Annotated in this window: 14 protein-coding genes and 1 pseudogene; 9 read left to right on the top strand and 6 right to left on the bottom strand. The window is 58.6% G+C overall.

Annotated elements, in window-relative coordinates:
- Positions 1-33: 33 nt before the first annotated feature.
- From ACP15S_RS15475 to ACP15S_RS15460, 4 genes are read right to left on the bottom strand one after another with little or no spacing between them, the layout of a single operon-like run.
- Entirely contained in the window at positions 34-1674 is a 1641-nt protein-coding gene (locus tag ACP15S_RS15475; protein ID WP_425040541.1) for a GMC oxidoreductase, read from the bottom strand.
- Positions 1671-2516 carry an aldo/keto reductase gene (locus ACP15S_RS15470; RefSeq protein ID WP_425040540.1) on the bottom strand — a complete coding sequence of 282 codons (846 nt, stop codon included), beginning with the start codon at positions 2514-2516 and terminating at the stop codon, positions 1671-1673. Before ACP15S_RS15470 ends, ACP15S_RS15475 begins: the two co-directional genes overlap by 4 nt.
- Positions 2513-3688, bottom strand: coding sequence for a glycosyltransferase family 4 protein (locus ACP15S_RS15465; RefSeq protein WP_425040539.1), 1176 nt, complete (start codon positions 3686-3688; stop codon positions 2513-2515). Before ACP15S_RS15465 ends, ACP15S_RS15470 begins: the two co-directional genes overlap by 4 nt.
- Positions 3689-3715: 27 nt before the next feature.
- Positions 3716-5140, bottom strand: coding sequence for a sugar transferase (locus tag ACP15S_RS15460; RefSeq protein ID WP_425040538.1), 1425 nt, complete (start codon positions 5138-5140; stop codon positions 3716-3718).
- A 198-nt stretch (positions 5141-5338) separates the two neighbouring features.
- Here ACP15S_RS15460 and ACP15S_RS15455 point away from each other — a divergent pair, with 198 nt between their 5' ends.
- From ACP15S_RS15455 to ACP15S_RS15435, 5 genes are all read left to right on the top strand, one after another.
- Positions 5339-6526 carry a glycosyltransferase family 4 protein gene (locus tag ACP15S_RS15455; protein WP_425040537.1) on the top strand — a complete coding sequence of 396 codons (1188 nt, stop codon included), beginning with the start codon at positions 5339-5341 and terminating at the stop codon, positions 6524-6526.
- Complete coding sequence (locus ACP15S_RS15450; protein WP_425040536.1) at positions 6523-7572, top strand: glycosyltransferase; 1050 nt, start codon at positions 6523-6525, stop codon at positions 7570-7572. Before ACP15S_RS15455 ends, ACP15S_RS15450 begins: the two co-directional genes overlap by 4 nt.
- Positions 7573-7574: 2 nt before the next feature.
- Positions 7575-8360 (top strand): glucose-1-phosphate cytidylyltransferase, encoded by a 786-nt coding sequence (rfbF, locus tag ACP15S_RS15445; protein WP_425040535.1) that lies wholly within the window; start codon positions 7575-7577, stop codon positions 8358-8360.
- Between the two features lie 71 nt (positions 8361-8431).
- On the top strand, positions 8432-8833 hold the full coding sequence (locus ACP15S_RS15440) for an ankyrin repeat domain-containing protein (protein WP_425040534.1): 402 nt from the start codon (positions 8432-8434) through the stop codon (positions 8831-8833).
- A gap of 36 nt (positions 8834-8869) precedes the next feature.
- Positions 8870-10453 carry a lipase family protein gene (locus tag ACP15S_RS15435; protein ID WP_425040533.1) on the top strand — a complete coding sequence of 528 codons (1584 nt, stop codon included), beginning with the start codon at positions 8870-8872 and terminating at the stop codon, positions 10451-10453.
- Here the strand turns inward: ACP15S_RS15435 and ACP15S_RS15430 are convergent.
- Positions 10450-11412 carry an FkbM family methyltransferase gene (locus tag ACP15S_RS15430; protein WP_425040532.1) on the bottom strand — a complete coding sequence of 321 codons (963 nt, stop codon included), beginning with the start codon at positions 11410-11412 and terminating at the stop codon, positions 10450-10452. The two genes, ACP15S_RS15435 and ACP15S_RS15430, sit on opposite strands and share 4 nt — an antisense overlap.
- A gap of 176 nt (positions 11413-11588) precedes the next feature.
- Between ACP15S_RS15430 and gmd the strand changes: the two genes are divergently transcribed.
- The 4 genes and pseudogenes from gmd to ACP15S_RS15410 form a co-directional block, all read left to right on the top strand.
- The gene (gene gmd / locus ACP15S_RS15425; RefSeq protein WP_425040531.1) at positions 11589-12662 is read left to right on the top strand and encodes a GDP-mannose 4,6-dehydratase; all 1074 of its coding nucleotides are present in this window, start codon (positions 11589-11591) and stop codon (positions 12660-12662) included.
- Between the two features lie 16 nt (positions 12663-12678).
- Entirely contained in the window at positions 12679-13659 is a 981-nt protein-coding gene (fcl, locus tag ACP15S_RS15420) for a GDP-L-fucose synthase (RefSeq protein ID WP_425040530.1), read from the top strand.
- A 4-nt stretch (positions 13660-13663) separates the two neighbouring features.
- Positions 13664-14593, top strand: a complete 930-nt coding sequence (locus tag ACP15S_RS15415) for an NAD-dependent epimerase/dehydratase family protein (protein WP_425040529.1) — start codon at positions 13664-13666, stop codon at positions 14591-14593.
- Positions 14590-15555: pseudogene (locus tag ACP15S_RS15410) on the top strand (oligosaccharide flippase family protein); the annotation flags it as partial. The gene ACP15S_RS15415 and the pseudogene ACP15S_RS15410, both read left to right, overlap by 4 nt.
- A 340-nt stretch (positions 15556-15895) precedes the next feature.
- Here ACP15S_RS15410 and ACP15S_RS15405 read toward each other — a convergent pair.
- Positions 15896-17440 carry an O-antigen ligase family protein gene (locus ACP15S_RS15405; RefSeq protein WP_425040528.1) on the bottom strand — a complete coding sequence of 515 codons (1545 nt, stop codon included), beginning with the start codon at positions 17438-17440 and terminating at the stop codon, positions 15896-15898.
- Positions 17441-17518: the final 78 nt, after the last annotated feature.

Genomic DNA, 17518 nt, shown 5'->3' with positions numbered 1-17518 from the left:
ATTCGCGCATCCAAGGAAAGTTTCACGATTGCGTCACGCTGTGGCTTTTAAGTGGTCTGCCAGACGCAGGGCGAGCGCCAGAACCGTCAGCGTGGGATGGGCTTGGCTGGATGTTGGCAGAATTGATGCGCTGGCAACAAAAAGATTGCGTGTATGAAACACACGCGCGTCTGCATCGACGACCCCGTCCTCCGGCAGCGCCGCCATTCGCGTTGTTCCAATGTGATGGCCCAGCGTGCACTTGCAAGCGCGTACCAGTGCTTCGGGGTCCTGTCCCAAATACTCAAGGCGCCCTGCACCGGTTTTTTCAAGTTCCTGCCCAATAACGTCATGCGCCCGCACGATGCCCGCCGCATCTTCACCGTCAAGCTTTGCATCAATGTGCAATCTTCGCATGCCCAACGCATCGCGTTCTTCGCCAAGATACACGGCCGATGCCTTCACGGCAGATTGCTCAGCATGAAAGTAAAGATAGAAATCCGAACTGTCAGGCTTGGTCAGCAGAGACGGAATGCGGCGCCCTTGTAAAAAACGGTTGCGGCCAAAGCGCGGCAAGACCGTGAGAACTTCCGGCGCGCCAAAAACGAGGTTGCGAATGTGACGCTTGTAATGCGCGAAGGCACCGCCATCGCGCGCTGAGGCATCGGTCGTCTGGCGTTGCAGAACCCGCTTGGCCAGATAGGTCAGCGACAAGATCGCGCTTTGATGGCTTGCATCATCCAGCAAGGGCCGATCCAGCAGGGCATACATATTGGGCAACCCATGTCGCCACTGCGCTTGCGCCGACAAAGTCAGCCTGCGCCGTACGTAGACCCCGTCGCCATCCTGTTCATACCCAAAGATAACCTCATGCCCGGGCTTCAACACCAAGCGCGCAATGACGCCACCCACATGGCACATGTAGCCGCGCCCCAACCAACCGGAATGATCGCCCAACTTCTGGCCGTTGGCGGCCTTGGAATGCATCAAAAGGCGCGCTGTTTCCAAACCGCCCCCCGCGAGAACAAACTGCCCAGCCCGAACGGAAAACCCGGCACCGCCGCGCAAGACAACCGCTTCCGCGCGTGTGATCTGCTCCCCCGCATAGACCAGTTCCGTCACGACGACATCGGTGAGCACCGTGATGTCTTGCGCGGCCTCCAATGCAGCCCGATTGGATTTGCCGAAATGCGTCGGCGGAGACCATCTCTCCAGCGTATCAAGGCGCAAATCGTCTGTCTGAGCGCCCTCGATCATGGTGCCGGGCAAATGCGCCTGCGGGGCCGTGTAGGCCCAATCCCCGCAATCCACAGCCTTCTGGGCCCGGCCATAAAACGGCAAGAGCGTCTCAAAGGAAATGGGCCAGCCGCTGCCATGCATATGCGGTCGCAGCGCGAAATCGATCTCGTCGTAAGGCATGCAGCGCCCACCCCACATAGACGAGGTCCCGCCAAGGCCGCGCGTGCGGTCACTGTCTGGCAGCTGATGAAAAGCGAGGTTTTCCGACTGGCCCTCGTACAGCGATTGCGCCGTTTTGCCCGCGCGTTTGAGACCGCCCGCTTCTAGCAACAGGATCCGCTTCCCTGACCCGCGCAAAGCCAGGGCCAGCGTCACGCCCGCAGGACCCGCACCTATTATGCAGATATCCGTTTCGATCGCATCGCCAGCCGCAATGCGAGCCGACTTTTGGATCATTGAACGCTCCCGGCGATCTCGATGTTTTGCAGCAAGTGCTTGGGATTGATCGTACCCATGAGCGTGGTCGACACACCCGGGTCTCGCAACAGGGGCGGCAACGCGCTTTCAACCGGCGCACCGCGCAGCACTTCTCGGGCGATAATACCAACACCCGCTTCAGCGGCGCGCTCGAGAAATCCGCGGACCTCAGGCAGCTCACGCGCACTCAACGGGACTTGCAGGACATTACATCGTCCTTGTCGCAATACCCAATCGGCATCTGCCAATGTCTGGCAGGACACACCAACGCAGCGCGCCTTCCCATGTGCGTGAATGTCTTCAAGAAGCTCAAACAGAACCTCATTTTCCATCCGCTCGCGCGGGGGCGAGTGCAACAGGAAGACATCAACGGCTTCGCGTTTCAGTCGTTTCAGGCTGGCCTCGAGACGCGCGACAATCAAATGCGGGCGCAACTCATGGGCTTCTGCGGCTTGTCGTGCCGAGGCAGCGACCGATCCCGCCTTCTTCATACGCAGCAACATCGGGCGCAGGACAGGCTTGGCCATCCGCACAAGGGTTTGCGATACAGAGACAGCCAACCCGGCCTTGGTGCAAATCACGGCGCCATCCCGCGCGGCGATCCCAGCCAAGCGGCGCTCACTGTCCCCTTGCCCGTAGATATCGGCCGTATCGAAAAAGCGAACGCCGTTATCCCATGCCGTTTCAAGCAATTCGTCTATTTCGGAAGCGCTGGCGCGTGTGGATAGCGATGCAATATGCGAGCACCCCAGCCCCAAAGAAGAAACCGTTAAACCTGTCTTGCCGAGCGGCCGTAATTGCAGCCTGTCCTGAACCATCATTCCCCATTAACCCTAATTGTTTCCAAATTGTAAACAATTTGCGTCTGCTGAGCGACTTTATCCCAGGACGAGGCCTGCCCCGCAGCCTTCGCTCCCGCTGCCAAACGCGCCCGAAGGTTCTCATTTTCAAGAGCGCTCAACATCGCTTCGCCAAGAGCATCAATATCGCCAGGCTCAACAAGCAGCCCTGTCACACCATCTTCAACAACTTCATCAAATCCCCCGACGCGCGTCGCAATCACAGGCTTGCCAAACCCATAGGCCGATGCCAACACGCCGGAATTCCACCCCGCTACATATGGCAGAACAACGAGCGTAGAGGCCTCAAATAACGCATTCATCTCCTCAAAATCCGCATAGCGGGGTATCAAGGACACACGTTGCACAAGATCGGGCCGCGCTTGCAGCACGTGTTCAAAGGGTGCCAGATCCGTCAAAGGCTTGCCCATGATCACGAGGCGGGCATTGGTGCGCGACGAGACCTTGTGAAACGCCTCGATCAGCTCGGCAATTCCCTTGCGGGGTTCGATCAGGCCAAAACACAACACCATGGGTGTGCTGCTATCGTGCTCCGCTATCTCTGGCGGGATCGCACGGCCAAGACCGGTCCGCGCAAAAGCGACGAGATCTGGAATGGGCAGCACGGTGATCTTGTCGGACTCAACGCCGTAGAGCTCCCGCAATGCCGTCTCGTTCTGGCGGGCGTTGAGAAACACATGGCTCATCTGCGCATAGGTCGCGCGCAGCAATCGGGTGTGATACCCGCGTTTGGAATTGGAAACGACATCCTGCGGCGTCCAGACGAAGCGCGCCTTGGTCAGGCGCCGCAAAACCTTGAGCAACAACCAATAGAACTCGGGACGCTGCGCGCCCTGCAGATGAATGATATCTGGATCAAGCTCTCGTACATGTCTGAAAAACGCGCGCAACGGCCCGAACCGCGGCTTGAAACGATCGAATACGCCCAAAAGCTCATAGTGCCGCTCGAAGGCCGCCATCTCGCAATCCAGCGCCGTGGCCAAGCTCACACGGTGGCCCAGCCCCGCCAGAGCATTACAGAGGTTGTGGGCATATTGCGTGGTCCCCCCGACGCCTGCGGGCGAAATCATCAAAATACGCAAAGCACCCGGCGCGAAAGGCGCGGCGATCTCTTGAGGCTCGTCATGCGTCACTGGATTGCTTCTGCTCGCTCACGCCGGTCAATAAGCGCCCGAGCCACGAAAGACCGCCGGAATGGTGCGCAGACAAATATTGACGTCCTGCATCAAGGACCAATTGTCGATATATTCCAGATCCGTTTGCACCCAATCATCAAACGCCAGCTGACTGCGGCCCTTGAGAACCCAGGCACAGGTCAGACCTGGGCGCACGGAAAAGCGCCGCGCGTGCCAGTCATGTTCGAACCGCTCCACATCTCGCAGCGGCAAGGGGCGCGGCCCCACAAGGCTCATGTCGCCCTTCAGCACATTGATCAGTTGGGGCAACTCATCAATTGAATATTTCCGCAAGAACGCGCCAAGGCGCGTGATCCGGGGATCCTTCTTGATCTTGAAGACAGGACCGCCAGCCTCGTTTTGGCTCTCGAGATCTTTCTGCAGCGCTTCGGCGTTTTGAACCATTGTGCGGAACTTGAGAAACTTGAACGTCTTCCGGTCGCGTCCCACCCGGTTCTGGACAAAAAACGCAGGCCCCCGGCTGTCCAGTTTAATCGCGACAATGACCATCAGGAGGATTGGAAGAAGCGCCACCAGCCCGAGCCCAGCGCCGAGGATATCAAATCCACGTTTGGCATATCCCTGCCACCCCCAGTCCGGGCGCGCATTGTAATGCAGAAAAGCCCGTGCGCCGAGCTGTTCGATATCGGGCGCGGCAAAGCCGGCGGGCTTCAAGAGATCACCGGTCACCCGCGCGGACACACCTGTGCGCGCGCAGATTTCCAGCACGCGCATGACATCGGGGTAGTTATGTTCCAGCGGCAGGGCGATGAGCACTTCATCAACGGGTTCGCGCATGAGCCGCTGCGTCAGCGCGTTCAGGTCACCCTCATAGCGAAACGGCTCCTGCAAGGGCGCAATGGGCGCCGCAACATCAAACATCCCCAGAATTCTGTATCCGTTTTGGGGTGTTTTCAGGATGTGGCGCGCCAAGGATTGCCCTTCACGCCCTGTCCCCACAATCGCCACGAAGCGCACGTTCCTGCCATAAGCGCGGGCCGCGCGCAGAAACAGCCGCGAGACGAGCCGTCCGGGCAGCAGAAATGTAACCGCTGTCACCATGAACCACGCCAGAAACGGCAATTGGTTCAGCGGTTGATTGAGCAGCGCGCCCAGCAAAGCCAGAAAGCCCGCGGCAATGACGACCGCAAAGACAAGACTGAAATATTCGTTGCTGCGTGCGACCAGCCGACGGGACAGATAAAGATCAAAGGCATTCAGCAGCCGGTTCCACAGAAGCGCCAAAACTGCCAAGATCGACAGCCCCGCTGCATCTGCGTAGGCTGCCGCCGGACCGAAGCCCGCATTTTCAAGCGCGATCATGCCGACCGTAACAGCCAGACAGAAAACCCCGATTTCCCAAAGCTGGAAGAGAAGAAACGAAATGAACTTCCGGTTGATATCGCGCATATGGTTTAACCAGTCAAAATGGATTACGTGCTCAAGCACCTCAAAAGAAAAACATTTACACGCCCCGCAGGGCCACTCAGAAAAGAACTGTCGGAGGCCTACCGAATCGAAAGGTGCACGGCACGCCCAGATTTTTAAAAAACCCGTAGCTTTACGATTACTGTATTTTGACGCACACGAGCAAGCGGATTGAAGTTAATGCCAAATACTGTGTCGCCTGACTGCCCTAAAGGCAAGCAAAGGCGCATATTGTTTCTGCGAAACAGCCGCGGGATCACGGATATTACGGGCGCTGAAACCTATCTGATCAATGTGATTTCGGGTCTCCGGCGGGCCGGGCACGAAGTCATGTTATTGACCGCTGACATGTCCACCAAAGGCGAAACGCCATGGGTGCGCGCCTTGACGGACCGGCAGATTCCGCATGAAATCGTTGACGTTCCTTCCAAGTTTTCACTGGCGGATATGCGGGCGGCGATGCGCCTTGTCAAAGAGTTCAAACCAGACGTTCTGCATGCCATGGATCATCGCTCCGATGCCGTTGCCGTATGGACCGCCGCACGAACCGGGCTGCCTGCGGTGGCCTCTTTTTTCGGTTGGACCAATTGGGCCAAGACAACTCTAAGGGGGCGCCTCTATCCGATTTTTGACCGTTTGGTCATGCGCCGCCTCAAACGTGTCATCGTGGACAGCGCCTATGTCGGCGAACAGATCCGATCCGCCAACGCAAATGTGCAGGTTGCTGTGATCCAAAATGGCGTCGATTTGGAGCGGTTTGACCCCACTCGCGTGTCTGGCGGCTACAAAAACCAATGGTTCGGGGCAGAAGATGTGTTTTGCGTGGGCATGATAGGGCGGCTGCATCCCAACAAAGGGCACGCCGACATGGCCGAGGCCGCCGCGCAGTTGGTCGAGAAGCATCCCGAGCTACGCTTCGTCGTGCTTGGCGATCCGCCTACGGGCTATGAGGAATTTGCGGACGATCTGAGGGCGCGCTTGCGCGCTTTGGGGCTGACAGAGCATTTCGTCATTACCAACGTGCCATCCTCGGAAATTCCGCGCGCCATTGCGTCCTTCGATGTAACCGCCCTGCCGTCCTACATGGAAAGCCTGAGCTATGTGATGCTTGAGAGCATGGCCATGCATAAGCCTGTGGCCTCCGCCCGCGTGGGCGGGCATGGCGAGTTGATCTCCCATGGAGAAAACGGTCTTCTGTTTGAGCCGGGGGATATCAGCGCGATGGTCGATCTGATCGATCAGTTGGTCTCTGACCCAGACGCGGCCTCTCGCATGGGACGGGCCGGGTTTGAGACGATGCGAGACAGATATTCAACAGATGCTATGATCGCTCGCACCTGCGCGGTCTATGACGAGGTCATCTCATGAAGCAGCCGATCAATTCTGTCTCGATTGTCATGCCCGCCTACAATGCGGCAGACATCATCACCACGGGGCTGCAAAGCCTTCTGGATCAGGACTTCAAGCCAGATCACTATGAGATCATCTTGGTCGATGATTGCTCGACCGATGAGACCGTGGCTGTGATCGAAGCGTTTATTCCCGTGGCAAAAGACGCCGGGGTCTCCCTGTCGCTCCTGCGACAATCGCAAAATGGCGGGCCCGCCAAGGCCCGCAACACAGGCGCGCGGGACGCTACCGGCGATGTCATCATCTTCACCGACAGTGACTGCGAGCTGACACCTGCCTGGTTGGGCGAGATGCTCAAACCTTTCGCCGATCCCGAGATCGCCGCAGTCAAAGGCGCCTACCTAACCCGCCAACGTGAGATCGGCGCGCGCTTTGCTCAAGTGGAATTCGAAGAGCGCTACCGGATGCTGGAGACGGCAGAGACGGTGGATGTTGTCTTCTCTTATTCGGCGGCGTTTCGGCGCCCTGTGTTCGAGAGCCTGAACGGATTTGATACGCGCTTTCCAGTGGCCGACAATGAAGACACAGACCTCAGCTGGCGGCTTGTCGAGGCGGGCCACAAGGCCGCCTTTGCCCCGCACGCCAAGCTCTATCATCGACACCCGCCATCAATCTGGACCTATTTCCGCAAGAAAGTGTCGCGCGGGTATTGGCGCATCATCGTCTACAGACGGTTCCCGGAAAAGGCCGTGAAGGACAGCTACACGCCGCAATCGCTCAAGATCCAGATCCTCTTGGTCCTGCTCATTGCGGCCTGCCTGATTTTGGGGCTGGTCCTCCCAGGGCTGTGGTGGGTTGCCGGTCTGCTGGCGCTGGCTTTCTTGGCAACAACGCTGAGCTTCGTGGCCGGTGCTTTCAAAACAGATCCGTTGATTGCGCTTCTGTCGCCGCTCTTGCTCTTCGGGCGCGCGGCGTCCATCGGCTGGGGCGTGCTGAAAGCGATCCCACGGGCGATGAGCCGCGACCCTCTCGCCCCGGTAAAACCTGAAGAAAAGGCGTCCTGATCATGAAAGCGGTGATCCTCGCGGGCGGGCGCGGTACGCGTCTCGCAGAAGAAACCGGCATCCGCCCAAAGCCCATGGTTGAGATCGGGGGCAAGCCGATCCTGTGGCACATCATGCACATCTACGCTCATTTCGGCGTAACGGAATTTGTCGTGGCGGCAGGATACAAGGGCGAGATGATCAAGGAATACTTCGCCAACTTCTACCTGCACAACAACGACTATACATTCGATTTGAAGTCCGGGGATCGCGCCTTGCTGAGCACGGGCGATATCGACTGGAAAGTCTCCGTTGTGGATACCGGGCTCGACACAAATACCGCAGGGCGCGTGGCGCAGCTTCGAGATCACTTGGCGGACGATGATTTCATGCTGACCTATGGCGACGGCGTCGCAAATGTGGACCTGGCCAGCTTGCAAGCCTTTCACAGCGGTCATGACAAACTGGCGACTGTGACAGCCGTGCGCCCCCCTGCCCGCTTTGGCGCGCTGGATATCGCTGACGGCGCGGTCAAACGTTTTATCGAAAAGCCGCAAACGGAAAGCGGCTGGATCAACGGCGGGTTTTTCCTCTTTCGGCCCGGCATGTTTGACTACCTCACTGGGATTGATCCCGATGACGAACATCAATCGCTCGAGCGCGCCGTGTTGGAAAAGATGAGTGCCGATGGCCAGCTTATGGCCCATCAACATGCCGGTTTCTGGCACCCGATGGACACGCTGCGGGATCGGCAGGTCCTCGAGAAACTGTGGAACACCGAGCAGGCTCCCTGGAAGATGTGGTCATGATGGGGCGGTCCTTTCGATGCGGCGTATTCGTCCTGAGCTCTCTCGGCCTTGCCGCCTGTCAAACCGACGTGATGGTTGAGGAGAGCACCAGCCTTGTGGACATCGTGACCTCCGCACCTGCGTCAGAGGTCACACAGGCATTGGCGGCGAGCAGGACAGATGACATCGCCAACCTGCGCTACGGGCATTTCAACAACGGATTAGCCCACGCCGCAGTGCGCAACCCCGATGCCAGCGTGATCCGTCTCGTGCAAGACGCAGGCGCGAACATAGACCTGCAGGACGGCCAGGGGCGCACGCCATTGCATCACGCCATCGACGCCGACGCCGCGGCGGCCGCCCGCATGCTGCTCGCCTTAGGCGCACGGCGTAATCTGACCAACAGCGCGGGACTGACGGCTGACGGATTTTGCCGGGCCTTGCTGGAAGAATTGCCAAGTCACGAAACCTGCCGCATACTCAACCCCAGATAGAATCCAAACCCATTTTCATCAGTTCAGGAAAACGCAATGCCGGTATTTGACACCCAGGGCCTGAGTACAGATCAAATCGAAGAACTCGCGCGCCTGTCACGGGCTGCATATGAAGAAAACAGTCCGCCCAGCGATTGGACAGCTGTCACCGGCACCGAGCTGGACGCGGGCTATTCCGGCATCACCTTCACCAATGGCGGCGCGGCCGCGCGCGTGTTTCGCAAGGACGGGACATTGGTTGTGTCGTTCCGTGGCACCGATGATCCGCTGTCCGACGGCCCCGATTTCCTCGACATCTTCCCCGACACCAACGCTTATATCGACAATTTCAATGCGTTGCTCTCGGCCGTGGCAGCCTATGTGCAGGATGAAAGCAACGGCGTGACCACTCTGCAAGTGACCGGTCATAGTCTCGGCGGTGCGGCAGCAAATCTGCTGCGCAATGTTGCCTCGTCCCGCTACGACGGTGTCTTCGACGATGCCGATTTCGTGGCCTTCGCGGCGCCTACGATGTCAACCAACCCCTCCATTCTGAACGTGGGCTTCATGAATGACTGGGTGTTCAAGGCCTTTTACGCCAACGGCGGCCTGACAAGCACGGGCCCCACCGATTTCTTCGCCTCCGCGACGGACAGGATCGTGTGGTACAACGATCTGCTCTTTCTCAACAATGACCTCGGGCTAGGCATTCGCCAGATCCCGGAGTTTCTGGTCAACGCCTCGTCAAGCCCGCACCAGATCAGCAATTACATTGACGCCGTCGAGCGGATCAGCGCCTCGGAATTCTACGCCGAAACAACACGTGACACGACGATCCTGCTGGCGGAGACGGATTTCACGGTCCGCCCGCTTAACCCAGAGGCGGGCGACAATACCGGCCCCGTCCTGATCCTCGGTCGGTCTCAAGCCGATATTCTGGAAGGTGGAAGCAACAACGATTTCCTCGAAGGCCTTGGAGGCAATGACCTCCTGATCGGGCTTGCGGGAAATGACAAATTGTCTGGCGGCTTTGGCCGAGACGAATTCATCGGCGGCGCAGGCGATGACACGATCAATGGCGGCGGCGGATCCCAAGACATCGCTTACTACACGACAGAAACCAACCTGCGCGTGAACCTCAGCCTGCAATCAACCAACGCGCGTACGAACGAAGGCAACGATCAGCTGCAATTCGTCGAACATATTGTGGGAACGTCAACGGCCGATCAGATCGACGGCAACGCGCAAAACAATATGATCATCGGTTTTGGTGGTCGCGATTTCATCGACGGCGGCGAAGGAAACGACACGCTGATCGCAAGCGATGGCGACCGGATTGCGATGGTCGGCGGTTCTGGGGATGATCTGTTGTTTTTCGAGGATGCCCGTGATGTCGGCGCAACGGGCGATGAAGGAAACGATACGTTTGTCTTCAACAATGTCGATGGCAATGTCCGCATAACGGATTTCACCGTGGGCGAAGACGTGATCGTTGTGAACGCGTTTCTGGCGCTTTTCTTCAATGATGTGGATTTCGACCAGGCCGGCACAGACACAACCTTTGAGGTCGACGGAACAACCTACATTCTCAACGATGTAGACGCGTCCCTGTTGGGCAGTGAGGATGTTTTTCTGGTCTAAACGCCCGACGCACGCCCCTCAGGGTGCAAAAACAAGAGATTGTCCAACACGTGCAGATAGCCATTGGCGAAGGTGCATTGCTTGGCATGCTCTTCAAACGCGTTTGAAATGGCATGAGGCGTGCCGTTTGGCCCAATCGCATGGGCCACGTAGCCCGCTTCTTGCAATAGCCTTATGGGCGGCTGGTAGAGCTCCTCAAATTCCTCAGGCTTGAAGGACACCTCCAGAACGACGCTGGGCCGGATCGTTTCGAGAACCCGACGCGCGCCTTTGAGGACCGAGAGCTCTGCACCCTCCACATCGATCTTTATCACATCGGGCACCGCAGCCTCGCTGGCGCAGAAATCATCCAGCGTCGTCGCTTCAATCGTAACTTCGCGCACGTTCTTGTCGCGTCCGTCAAAATGCGCCTCAACTGTGGATGAACTGACCATACACGCCCCGGTGCCCTCAAAGAACGTGAGCTCTCCCGGCGCGTCCATGGCCGCCTTGGCAACGATCTGAACCTGCGGGAAGCGCGCGACATTGTCTTTGCAATAAGACAAGGCCTGCGCGCCCGGCTCAAAGGCATAGACGCGCCCGTCCGGGCCCATGACTTTCGCGGCGACCTGAGACATCAGGCCAATATTGGCCCCCACATCGAGGAACTGGCCCCCAGAAGGAAGGTTCAGGATCAGGTATTTCAACAGGCGCAGCTCAGCCTCATCGATGTAGCTTCGATACACAGCCAAATCCCAACAGGCCGGGAAGGGAAACCGGATGTCTTCGCCATAAAACATCCTGCGCGACATGTCCCGCCCGCGTTGAAGCCTGACCGCAAGAGTGGCCGCTTTGACGGTTAGAAAACGCTGCAACAGCAAACCCGGCGATTGCAAAAGCTGTGTTTTGAGAGGTTTGCGATGGGGCATGATATGCCCGTTCAACGTGTCAACCAACTGCTGGCGCGCTATCTGTTCCATGAATTTTTCCAACAAAAGCAAAAAATATAGCGACCACATTAACGCCATTTTTTGCCCGTAGAAGCATTTTTAACCGATGCGCTTTTTTTTCGACTACGAAGAGCTTGCGTTTGAGGTCCCACCGTTGCTCGTGTAGACAGCAGTAAATCATTCATAGAACGAAGATCTAACACACCATGACGACATCTAAAAAAGTCGCTTTGATTACAGGCGTGACCGGACAGGACGGGGCATATCTCGTCGAGTTGCTATTGGAAAAGGGATATGAGGTGCACGGCCTCAAGCGAAGATCCTCTTCCTTCAATACCGCACGGGTTGATCAGTATTACCTTGATCCTCTCGAAAACCGCACACAGTTCTTCCTCCACTACGGCGACATGACCGACAGCACCAACCTGATCCGTCTGATCCAGGAGGTGCAGCCCACCGAGATTTACAATCTTGCCGCGCAATCCCACGTTCAGGTCAGCTTCGAGACGCCGGAATATACCGCTAATGCCGATGCCATCGGCCCGTTGCGTATCCTTGAGGCGATCCGCATCCTGAAGATGGAAGACCGCGTTCGCTTTTATCAGGCCTCAACGTCAGAGCTCTATGGCGCAACGCCTCCGCCGCAAAACGAGCAGACGCCGTTTTATCCGCGTTCGCCCTACGCGGTGGCCAAGCTCTATGGCTACTGGATCACGGTGAACTACCGCGAAGCCTATGGCATGCATGCCTCCAACGGCATCCTGTTCAACCACGAAAGCCCCTTGCGTGGTGAGACCTTCGTGACCCGCAAGATCACGCGGGCCGTGGCCTCGATCAATCTGGGTCTGCAAAAACGGCTCCATATCGGCAATCTCGAAGCGCGCCGCGATTGGGGCCATGCGCGCGATTATGTCGAAGGCATGTGGCGCATCGTGCAGCATGACACGCCGGAAGACTGGGTCCTGGCCACGGGCGTATCTGCCTCCGTGCGTGAGTTCACTGAAGCTGCCTTCAACGCTGTGGGTCGCCAGATCGAGTGGAAAGGTACAGGCGTTGACGAGAAAGGCTATGATGCGACGACGGGCGAACATGTCGTCTCCGTCGATCCGCGGTATTTCCGGCCAACCGAGGTGGATCACCTGCTGGGCGATCCGTCCAAGGCCAAGGAAAAGCTGGGCTGGGAGCCAAAGACAAGTCTGGCTGAAATGGTCCGCGAGATGGTCGGCTCTGACCTGACGACAGTCGCACGTGAAGACGCGCGCCTGCAACGCGACGATTGACGCGCGCGGAGGCCGAATGATGAATGAAGACCGTCTGGAGCAGCCCTTCGAGCTGAGCGGCAAAAAGGTCTGGGTCGCAGGGCACCGGGGCATGGTTGGCTCCGCCATCGTGCGCCGCCTGCAGCGCGAGGCCTGCGATGTCATCCTTGCCGGGCGACAGGATGTCGATCTGCGCGAGCAAGCGTCGGTCCGCGAGTGGATGGGGGAGACCAAACCCGACGTGGTCTTCCTCGCGGCAGCCAAAGTTGGCGGGATCCTCGCCAATGACACCAGACCCGGCGAATTCCTGCACGACAACCTCGCCATTCAGACCAACGTGATCCACACGGCCCATGACATCGGCGTGCAAAAGCTGCTCTTCCTGGGATCGACCTGCATCTATCCCCGCATGGCGCCGCAACCCATGCCCGAGGATTGCTTGCTGACCGGTCCGCTGGAGCCGACAAACGAATGGTATGCCATCGCCAAGATTGCTGGCCTCAAAATGTGTCAGGCCTATCGGAAGCAATACGGCGCCGATTTTATCTCCGCCATGCCGACCAACCTTTATGGACCGGGCGACAATTATTCCCCGCAAGGCTCTCATGTCCTGCCAGCCATGATCGGCAAGATGCACAAGGCCAAGATGGACGCAGCACCCACCGTCCCGATCTGGGGCACGGGCACGCCACGGCGCGAGTTTTTGCATGTCGATGATCTGGCGGATGCGCTGGTCTATCTGATGCAGAATTACTCCGGCCCGACGGCTCTCAATGTGGGCGTTGGCGAAGATGTCTCCATCGCGGAGCTGGCCCAGATGGTGGCTGATGTGGTTGGGTGGAACGGTAGTTTTGACTACGACACGTCCAAACCGGACGGCACACCGCGCAAGCTTGTGGACGTCTCCCGGCTGAGCGCGCTGGGATGGCGCGCGCAGATCGATCTGCGGGCAGGCCTCGAACGCACATATCGCGATTACCTCGCGGCCATTGAGAGCGGAGATATTCGCCTTGGGTGAGACCATGCTGGATGCAAAGGCTCTGTCCGGCGCATCTGTCTTGGTCACGGGCGCAACCGGATTTCTGGGATCACATCTCCTGTCTGCCTTGATCGCGGCCGGGCTGCGGCCCTATGCGCTTGCACGTGACCCCGGGACACTCCCGGACGATTGCAAGCCGGTGCGAGGCGATCTCACCGATCATGACGCGCTGCGCGCGATCGTTCAGGACGTTAAGCCAGAGATAATTTTCCATTTGGGCGCGCGCACGGAACCTGCGCGCGATCCCTCGCTCAATGCTGTCATGACCCAGGTCAATCTCGGCGCGACGCTGGCTCTGGCCGAAGCCGCATCTGAGACCCGCTGCAAGCGGTTCATCACAACAGGAACCGCCGAAGAATACGGCCACCAGCCCGCGCCATTCCACGAAGGCTTGCCCGCACAACCGCTCTCGCCCTACTCCGCCTCCAAAGCCGCAGGCACAGTCTGGCTGCAAATGATGCATCGCTCACTTGGACTGCCCGTCGTCATGCTCCGGCCTTTTTTGATTTATGGGCCCGGTCAGCTTCCGCCAAAACTTGTGCCCTCCGCTTGCGGCTCGGCCCTGAAAGGCGCGGATTTTGACATGACCTCCGGGACGCAGATGCGCGAACTGACCTACGTCGATGACGTCGTCGCAGGATTGTTGATGGCGGCGCAATCCGAGGCGGCTCTGGGCGAGATCATCAACCTCGGCAGTGGCACCGAACACAGCCTTCTCGAGATTGTCTCCCGCATCTATACCCTCGCAGGCAAGGGCGGCCAGCCGCGCCCGGGCGCTCTGCCCGACAGGCCCAATGACATGCAACGCTACTGCGCAGACACCTCCAAAGCACAAAGCCTCCTTGGATGGCGCGCCAGCACATCACTGGATGACGGGCTGCGGGCCACGCTGGACTGGATGGCGCGCAGATGAACAGCAAGACAGGCTTTTTCGGCCGCTGGAAGAACACGATCTTCAGCGTAACGGATCACCTTTGGCTGCTGTTGCTCTGGGCCGTTTCAACCCCTGTTTTCATCTCCACACTCGGCGGCGAGACCTTTGGCATCTGGATCCTCATCAACGCCGTCATCGGCTTGGGCGGCGTGATGTCACTGGGGTTTGGCGAAGCCACGGTGCGCTATGTCGCGAAGTATCGCGGAACGAACAAGCCAGAGGACATTGCCCGAATTATTCGCACAACGCTGGCGCTTTATGTCGTTGCAGGCACCATCAGTGCGGCGGGTATCGCGTTGGCGGCGCCGTGGATCATCGCCGTCATCTTCAAAGTCACGGACAGCGCGGCAACCGCAGCCGCGCAGGCACTTTACCTCGCCGGGGTAGCGCTTTTCGTGACGAGCTATCTCAAGACGTTCGAAGGCGTGATCAACGGGTTTGAGCGCTATGATCTGACAGCGCGCGTCAACATGATCACCCGGAGTTTCATTATACTGGGCAATGTCGCGCTCGCTCTGTCGAGTTTCGGGCTTGTTGCCCTGATTGCCTGCGCAGTGGTGGGCCTGACAGGTCAGGCGATCACCTATTACGTGCTCACGCGGCGGCATTTCGTGCCCGAAGCACGTCTTGTAACGCGGCCTGATTGGGCCACGACCAAGGAAATCGCCAGCTTTGGCGCGCAAAGCTGGGTGCAGATTAGTTCAGGTGTGCTGAGCACACTTGCGGATCGCTTTCTCGTCTCCGCATTCGTCGATCCAGCAGCTGCGGGCGTCTACTCGATCTGCCTGCAGCTCGCGCAGCAAATCCATTTGCTACTCAATCGCGGGTTGGCTTTTCTGGTCCCCTCCACGAGCCGGGACATTGACCCCGAAATGCGGGTGGCGGCCTACCGATCCGGAACCTATCTCGTGTTGCTGCTGGTGGGCGCGGTCGGCCTGCCGCTGGCGGTTTTGGCACCGCAAGTGCTGACGCTCTGGGTCGGGCCTGAGTTTGCCATGGCGGGCAGTCAGGTCTTGCAGATCATGACGGTGACCTTTTCGACCATCGGCGCTGCGGTTCCTGCTTTTTTCCTGTTGAACGGCGCGGGCCGGCCGGGGTGGAACACGGTGACAACCCTGCTGTATGCCGCAAGCGGATTGGCCTTGGCGGCGACGCTTCTGCCGTATTTCAACCTCACGGGAGCCGCTGTCGCCAGATTGGCCTCCGCCTTTGTCTTCGTGCTCGTTCTGTTTGCCGTGCACCGCTTCGTCCTGCCCCGGGGCAGTTGGCGGATCACGGCGCTTATGATCGCCTGGCTGGTCCTGCTGGGCGCAGTGGCCTGGGGGCTGGGCCATGGCCTTGGCCTGAGCGCCCGCGATCTCGGAGTGTTTGCCTTCCTTGGAACGGCTTCGGCGCTTGGGATTTTGGGCGGCGCATTGGCGCTCTGCCCTTTCTTGATGCAGCGGGCACGGCGGCCCGTCCCATCCGCGAAATAGCCAGCGACAGACCAAGCGACAACCAGATCTCGCGCGGGATCGGATTGAAGAAGAAGGTCGTCAGCTGGCCCAAAAAGATTGCGGCCACAGCCACCGCGTAGGGGCGCAATTGTGGATCGCCGCAAGCCCGCCACAAGCCTCGAAACGCCATCACCAGCATGCCGATAAAGAGCGCGAAGCTTACGATCCCAAGTTCAGCAAGAAGCAGCAAGAACAGGTTATGCGGCACCTCTGCGGAGATGAACTGATGTGCGATGGCCCCTTGCGGCAGGTTTGCCAACATCGCGGCCTTGCTGGCATCAATGCCAATTCCAAGGATCGGGTGCTGCAAGAAAATCCGAAATGCGCCGGACCAGTTCTCTGTCCGCCAACTGAGCGACTCGGACCCTTCGGCCACGCCAGCCGTGCTGGATGCGGCTTGAACCGAGCCAAAACTCTCGATGAAGCGGATAATCGCACCTGGCGAGAAGTCGAAAATGGCCAGGACAACAAAAATGAAAATACCGGCAATTACAGCCAGCCTGCGCGTCGCGGGATGCATGAAAAAGAGACCGGCAAACACCATCATGGAAGATCCGATCCATGACGAGCGCGCAAAGGTGAACCACCAGCCCCAGATTGCGAACGCCAAGCATCCCAGCCAAAGAAACCGGCGCAAAGCCTTGTTCTCGATGAGCAGCAAACAGACTGTCGCGCCAATGGCGGTCTGGAAAAAACCGGCCAGAATGATGGGATGTGACGACGTCCCGGCCACCCGAATTTCACCGTCCGCCTGATCAGCGGCCAGTGTTGCGTGCCATCCGCCAAACGGAGAGAAGCCCAGATAGGCCTGTGAGAGAACAAACAGCCCCTGCAAGCCGCCCATGATGGCCAATAGCACGAACACCGAACGCAATCGCTCTTGCGTGTCGACGTAATTCAGCAAGACGAACAGGATAATCGCAAAGATGATCCATGGCCCGAGCTTGCCGACATAACCGCCCCCGCCAACGATCAGCGTGGCCAGAATGACCCAGCAGAAAAAGGCCAAGGCAAGCGTGCCCTCCGGCCAGATCGACAAGCGCGGCATGGGCACTTGCCGCTTTGCCGCCTGCACCATGATCGCAAGCAAGCCCAGCAGGATCGCCAAACGCGACACTGTAATCGGCCCGACAAGCTCAACATTGACAGGGATCGTTGCGATCACCGCATAAAGCCCCGAATAGGGCCACAGGACAAACGCCGTCACCATCGCCACGGCAGGCACGATCACGACAGCCTTCGTTCCGCCCGCCACAGCCAGCAAACCGGCAAACGCCCCCAACAGCATCGCGCCGATGCTCTGGCTCAGCGCTTTAATCAGGCGGCGCATGTCTTGGCCTCCAACAGGCAAAAAATCAGGTCAAACTCGGGCGATGCAGGCAACACTTTCGACGTGCGGCCCGTCAGG

It is taken from the genome of Primorskyibacter sp. S187A, assembly GCF_049800955.1.
GTDB lineage: Bacteria > Pseudomonadota > Alphaproteobacteria > Rhodobacterales > Rhodobacteraceae > JAKVBH01.
The sequence above is the reverse complement of the archived record's forward strand: the minus strand, read 5'-3'. Positions and strand labels throughout refer to the sequence as shown.